1 rRNA gene is annotated in these 1,506 nt (G+C 55.3%); it reads left to right on the top strand.

From position 1 onward, the window contains the following. Positions 1–1,465 (top strand): 16S ribosomal RNA (locus tag AC1EKS_RS08940); the annotation flags it as partial. Between the last annotated feature and the right edge of the window lie 41 nt (positions 1,466–1,506).

The following is a 1,506-nucleotide window of genomic DNA, read 5'->3' as shown; positions in this document are numbered from 1 at the left end:
AAGGGTGCTTGCACTTTTTGGTGAGAGTGGCGAACGGGTGAGTAACACGTGAGTAACCTGTCCTTTTCTTTGGGATAAGCATTCGAAAGGGTGTTTAATACCTTATGTTCTGTCTGCCTCGCATGGGGTGGGTGGGAAAGATTTTTTCGGTAAGGGGTGGGCTCGCGGTCTATCAGCTTGTTGGTGGGGTGATGGCTTACCAAGGCTTTGACGGGTAGCCGGCCTGAGAGGGTGGTCGGTCACATTGGGACTGAGATACGGCCCAGACTCCTGCGGGAGGCAGCAGTGGGGGATATTGCACAATGGGCGCAAGCCTGATGCAGCGACGCCGCGTGGGGGATGAAGGCCTTCGGGTTGTAAACTTCTTTTGCTCTGAACAAGGCGCACTTTGGGGTGTGTTGAGTGTAGGGGTTGATTAGCGCCGGCTAACTACGTGCCAGCAGCCGCGGTAATACGTAGGGCGCGAGCGTTGTCCGGAATTATTGGGCGTAAAGGGCTTGTAGGTGGCTGGTTGCGTCTGTCGTGAAAGCTCATGGCTTAACTGTGGGTTTGCGGTGGGTACGGGCTGGCTTGAGTGCAGTAGGGGAGGCTGGAATTCCTGGTGTAGCGGTGGAATGCGCAGATATCAGGAGGAATACCGGTGGCGAAGGCGGGTCTCTGGGCTGTTACTGACGCTGAGGAGCGAAAGCGTGGGGAGCGAACAGGATTAGATACCCTGGTAGTCCATGCTGTAAACGGTGGGAACTGGGTGTGGGGGGCTTTTTTGTCTTCTGCGTCGTAGCTAACGCGTTAAGTTCCCCGCCTGGGGAGTACGGTCGCAAGGCTAAAACTCAAAGGAATTGACGGGGGCCCGCACAAGCGGCGGAGCATGCGGATTAATTCGATGCAACGCGAAGAACCTTACCAAGGCTTGACATGCACTGGACCGGCCCAGAGATGGGTTTTCCTTTTTGGCTGGTGTGCAGGTGGTGCATGGTTGTCGTCAGCTCGTGTCGTGAGATGTTGGGTTAAGTCCCGCAACGAGCGCAACCCTTGTCCTATGTTGCCAGCAAGTTGTGTTGGGGACTCGTGGGAGACTGCCGGGGTTAACTCGGAGGAAGGTGGGGATGACGTCAAATCATCATGCCCCTTATGTCTTGGGCTTCACGCATGCTACATTGGCGTCTACAGAGGGTTGCGATACCGTAAGGTGGGGCGAATCTCTTAAAGGGCGTCTTGGTTCGGATCGGGGTCTGCAACTCGGCCCCGTGAAGGTGGAGTCGCTAGTAATCGCAGATCAGCAACGCTGCGGTGAATACGTTCTCGGGCCTTGTACACACCGCCCGTCACGTCACGAAAGTTGGTAACACTCGAAGCTTGTGGCCTATCTCTTTTTGAGGGGGAGCGGGTGAAGGTGGGGCTAGCGATTGGGACGAAGTCGTAACAAGGTAGCCGTACCGGAAGGTGCGGCTGGATCACCTCCTTTCTAGGGAGAAAATTTTTATTTAAAACGCAAATAAAACGAGG

The sequence above is a fragment of the Varibaculum sp. C0165D1 genome (genome assembly GCF_056590355.1).
This window is presented reverse-complemented; position numbering and strand designations above follow the sequence as displayed.